The sequence below is a fragment of the Microvirga tunisiensis genome (assembly GCF_009296175.1).
Lineage (GTDB): Bacteria > Pseudomonadota > Alphaproteobacteria > Rhizobiales > Beijerinckiaceae > Microvirga > Microvirga tunisiensis.
Genome location: NZ_VOSK01000445.1, coordinates 1 through 4,391 on the forward strand (window position 1 = coordinate 1; position 4,391 = coordinate 4,391).

Annotated in this window: 3 protein-coding genes and 3 pseudogenes; 1 reads left to right on the forward strand and 5 read right to left on the reverse strand. The window is 62.2% G+C overall.

The features are described 5' to 3' along the window. Positions 1-130: pseudogene (locus FS320_RS49065) on the reverse strand (sulfate adenylyltransferase subunit CysD); the annotation flags it as partial. Positions 131-178: 48 nt separating this feature from the next. Here FS320_RS49065 and FS320_RS38905 point away from each other — a divergent pair. Continuing rightward, positions 179-858: pseudogene (locus FS320_RS38905) on the forward strand (TniB family NTP-binding protein). Positions 859-2,130: 1,272 nt separating this feature from the next. On the opposite strand, the gene FS320_RS38910 reads toward FS320_RS38905, so the two are convergent. The 4 genes and pseudogenes from FS320_RS38910 to FS320_RS51195 all read right to left on the reverse strand — a co-directional run. After that, positions 2,131-2,649, reverse strand: coding sequence for a helix-turn-helix domain-containing protein (locus FS320_RS38910; RefSeq protein ID WP_244627667.1), 519 nt, complete (start codon positions 2,647-2,649; stop codon positions 2,131-2,133). Positions 2,650-2,722: 73 nt separating this feature from the next. Continuing rightward, positions 2,723-3,358 carry a transposase gene (locus FS320_RS38915; protein ID WP_338105660.1) on the reverse strand — a complete coding sequence of 212 codons (636 nt, stop codon included), beginning with the start codon at positions 3,356-3,358 and terminating at the stop codon, positions 2,723-2,725. A 259-nt stretch (positions 3,359-3,617) separates the two neighbouring features. Further along, a complete protein-coding gene (locus FS320_RS38920) occupies positions 3,618-4,040 on the reverse strand; it encodes a transposase (protein WP_338105659.1) in 423 nt (140 codons plus the stop codon). 39 nt (positions 4,041-4,079) lie between these two features. After that, positions 4,080-4,265 (reverse strand): annotated as a pseudogene (locus FS320_RS51195) (IS3 family transposase); the annotation flags it as partial. Positions 4,266-4,391: the final 126 nt, after the last annotated feature.

Sequence of the window (4,391 nt, forward strand, 5' to 3'; positions counted from 1 at the left end):
TACGGAAGCGAACCAAGCGCTCCTCAACTCTCTCTCCCGGTTCAAGAGGCATGCGCTCATCGTCGACCATAATCAGCATGCCGTTGCGGACGACCACAGGCCGTTTGGAGGCGAAATAAAGCGGGACCATCCCCGAACGACACGGATGCCGTCAGTCGCAATCTACGGCGACTCCGGCATGGGCAAAACAATGATCATGGAGAGGTTCCGCCTCGATCACCCGCCGGACTTCGACCCGGAAATGGGGAGTGCCAGAACACCTGTGCTGGGCCTGCAGATGTCCGGGAAGCCCAGTGAGCGCGCCTCTATGCTCAGCTCCTTACGGCCCTGGGAGCTCCGCACAATCCCCGCGCCACCATGGCGGATCTGGAGCAGAAGGCGATTGGCCTCCTTCGGATCACCCAGATCAAAGTCCTGGTGATTGATGAGGTGCATAATCTCCTGTGTGGGTCCCACCGCGACCAACGCGTCATTTTGAATACTCTCCGGTTCCTGAGCAATGAACTGAGAATGTCGCTCGTCTGCTTTGGGGTGATGGAGGCACGGGAAGCGATCCACGGCGATGTGCAACTTGCACGGCGCTTTGAGGCATTTACCTTGCCGCGATGGTCGGCCAACCAGGAATTTGAAGATCTGATCAGGGCAGCCCTGCGCAATCTGCCGCTGCGCCAGCCGAGTGTCCTGACGGCAAAATCCCTTCGCCACATCTTGCAAGCCACTCAGGGTCTCACGGCAGGCATCTTCACGATGCTGAATGCCTTGACGATTGCTACGATTGAGAATGGCCGCGAGCAGATTACTGACGATGCCGTCTTACAGTGGACGCCTCTCATCCAACCTGAGGCCGCCTACTCGTGACGCCAGCCATGCGGCGCTCGATTAATTCCCTGCCGGTTGTCCTTAAGCCTTTGCCAGACGAATTGCTGTCATCCTGGCTGGCGCGCCATGCGGCCTTCTACGAGGTGGGAAATCGCCGCCTGCTCGGTCATCTCGGCTTGGAGACACCCTGCCTTGAGGCTCTTGATTACGGGCCATCGCTCGCCCAGCAGATTGTGCTGGCGGGCTGCCTTCGGTGTGAGCCTGCGCGTATTGCTGCCATGAGCCACGCTGAGGCGTGCAACGATGTTCGTCGCCTGATCCGGCGGGCCCCACCGGCTCAGAGATGCCAAACTTGTACTGAGTCCGCCGCTTCCTATGGAGCCCCAATCCTGAAAAGCTGGGTTCAGGGATGGCGTATCACCTGCAGGGCCTGCGGCACTCGCCTGATAGACATAGCCTCCGATACGCACACTGGCGAAATCGCGCAATACAAAGACCTGTTCGGTACCGTGTGGGAGAGGGCGTGCGAAGGCGAAGCTGCCTTCGAACAGCACAAGGCCGGCGACCGTGATGTACCGTCTCCAGCGGTGCTCATGCGACTGTTACTGCTCCCGCGCTGGCCTGATCCTAGTGAATTGCGGGAGGGCTATCGGCCATCGCGCCTGCTCAATACCGTCGTGCCCGGATTTGATGAGGCGGTCCACCGCCATGGCTTTGAGAGACACATGGTCCGGCAGCCCTTCCTGCCCATATTGCTCCGCACTGCGCTTCTTGCTGGGCTCGCCACCGTCATGCGGGACCCAGTTCGCATGGTCACGGATTTACGGCGGCAAACACGCTTGGGAGGTCGGCAGCGCTTTGAGGCGCTTGAAAGCGGGAGGGGGAGGGGCCTCCCTTTCCTGTCTCACATTGGCAGTTAACCTGAGACTCCATGCTCCCAGAGTCTCAGGTTAACTGCCAACAACTTCCCAAAAATCTGGAATCTCACGCCAAAGTGCCCAGCGACACCCGTGCTGTCACATCCGACCCTGGCACCACCGCTCATCCTAATTGACGCGCAATCAAAAACCTTGACCACGAGCGACAATTAGGAAAGCATCACCATGGCCCGCAGGCGCTCACCATAGTTGACGCGCTCCCGCTCACCCTAATCGTCGCGCTATACAAACAGCACCCGCTTGGCATTGCGGCCGGTGACCGGCACAACCGCCTGCCTGCCCTTGAGCGCCCAGGTCGCCCGCAGCGGCGGGAACAGCCGCAACAGCGTCCAATCGAGGCACAGCAGCCGATCGCCTCTGTGCCAGCCCGCCTTCAGACGCCGGATGACGCCCCCTTTTTCTGCGGCAGATGCGCCGCGCGCGCAACATAGACGTAGCGCGGGCGCTTCCAGCGATAACCCGCCTCGTGCAGCCGGCGCCGCAGCGTCCGGGGGCTGACCATGATCCCCTTCGCGGCCAGGTCGTGCGCCAGCAGCGGCACCGTCCAGCTCGTGGCCTGGTAGCCGCAGCGGCGCGGATCGCGCGCCAGGGCTGCCGCCAGCCGCCGTGGTGTGAGCGGGCGATGGAGGCGAGGACGCCCGCTGCGCGGCCGGTCCATCAGGGCCGTGGCCTCATGCTCAGCCTTGTACTGGGCCAGCCAGCGGTGGACGCTGGAGCGGTTGACCCGGCAGCGGCGGGCCGCCTCGGCTGCGGAATGCCCCTCGGCCACCAGCAGCAGCGCCTCGAGGCGGCGATACACGCGGGCCTCACGGGCGCCAGCCAGCGCGGCGGCCAGCCGCTTGCGATCCGCCTCGTCGAGCCCCGTCCCGGGAGAGTGATCATGTCGTTGCATGCTCCCCAGGAAACACCCGCAGCTCTCGCGTTGCAAGACTTATGGCGACCTACTTAGTGGTTCATCCGGTAAGTCATGCGGCCCTCGGCAGGAGGGCAATGCCGGGCGAGCGGCGAGGCCGATGCCGACGGCGTTTGCCCCAGACGAAGGGATGGCGGTGTGCATTCCAGTAGACTGTTGAGAGGTGGATCGCCTCGGTGATCTCGTCCCAGCTCTCGAAGCGCCGACCCGCTAATGCGAGGGAGCGCAGAATTTTCCACCAGGGCTCGATCAGGTTGAGATAAGCGGCGTACTTGGGCTGGAACACCATCTCCCAGCGTGGGTGCGCCAGCACAAACAGCAGCACATCCGTCGTGCGATGAGAGCTCAGGTTATCCATGACGGCGTACACTCGCGCCGTCGTGCTCGGGATCCATCTCTCAACGTGGTCGAGGAAGTCGACCCAATGCGCACTGCCGCGTCCGGGATAGGGATGCGTGAAGGCTTCGCCGGTTGCCGGACAAAACGCGCCAAAGACATAGCCTTTGGCGCGGCGGCCATAATCGATCTCCTGTCGGGCTCGCTCGGCCGGTCGGGTCTTTGTCTGCACCAGAGCATGACCTGCATAGCTCTTGGCGCTCACCGGCCCCATTTCGTCCAGACAGACTACACAGCTGCCCGCAGGCGGTGCGGTGTAGAGCGTTTCGAGCCGCCCCTTATATGGGCCGATACGTCAGTCAAGTGCTGGTCGCAGGTGCTGCCGTGATCTCCGAGGTTGAGCCCGATGGCGCTCATGCGAACCGTTCGTCCGCATCACCTTATATCCGGTTGGGCCTAAGCCCTGACCATAATCCCGCATGCGACGGGAACGGGCTCCAAGGTGAGCGCGACCATTCTTTTTTGCGGCATTCTTCCAGCCAGGGGCAAAAGCGGTCGCACTCCCCTCAGACATCACGCGCTGACAATCCAGCGCCAGCGCGCAAGCGGGTTCAGGGCTTCACGACAACATCGGCCGGAAGGACGCCTGTTTCGACATAGCGCCACAGCAGGATCAGCAGCTTGCGGGCCAAGGCCACAATCGCAATGCGTCTGACCCGACCGGTGGCCGACCCCACACGGCTGCGGAACCAGACCGCGAGTGCACTGTCAGGCTGGTTACGCACCCACAGCCAGGCGAGTTCGATCAGCGCCTTGCGGGCGCGGGCATTACCCGCCTTGGTGATGCCCTGCTCGCGTGACCTGCGGCCGCTCGCAAACGGACTGGGGGTCAGCCCCACATAGGCGGCCACGTGGCGCCGGCTGGCAAAGCATCGGTAGAACACCTCCTTGGCGAGGACGGTTGCAAGCTCAGGCCCGATGCTCTTCACGTGCAGCAAGGCCCCGAGCTTGGATGAGGTCGCGGCTTTCGCCACCGTGGATTTGCTTCAGTTTAGTGGAGAGCGCTTTAGTAGCTATCCGGCCAGCCTTTCGAACTGCACCGGACTGACATAGTCCAGTTTCGAATGACGCCGGACTGGGTTGTAGAAGCCGTCAATATAGCGGCCGATCGCCTGCTTGGCCTGGGCCCTGGTCTGGAACACGGTGCGCCAGACCAATTCGGACTTCAAGGTCTTGAAGAAGGTCTCGACCACCGCATTGATGCTCCTATAAAGGTCAAGAGGTCGAAGGGACTGTCGTGGGAGCCCTGCTGGCTCGGCAGAGATAGCCGAAGATCTCCCGCGCGACAAAGCGCTTGAGGCAACGAATGATCTCCATTTTGCCCT

What these genes read in the sequence shown, in the direction of transcription:
- FS320_RS38910 (WP_244627667.1), bottom strand. Translation starts at nt 2,649, where the DNA reads ATGCAACGACATGATCACTCTCCCGGGACGGGGCTCGACGAGGCGGAT.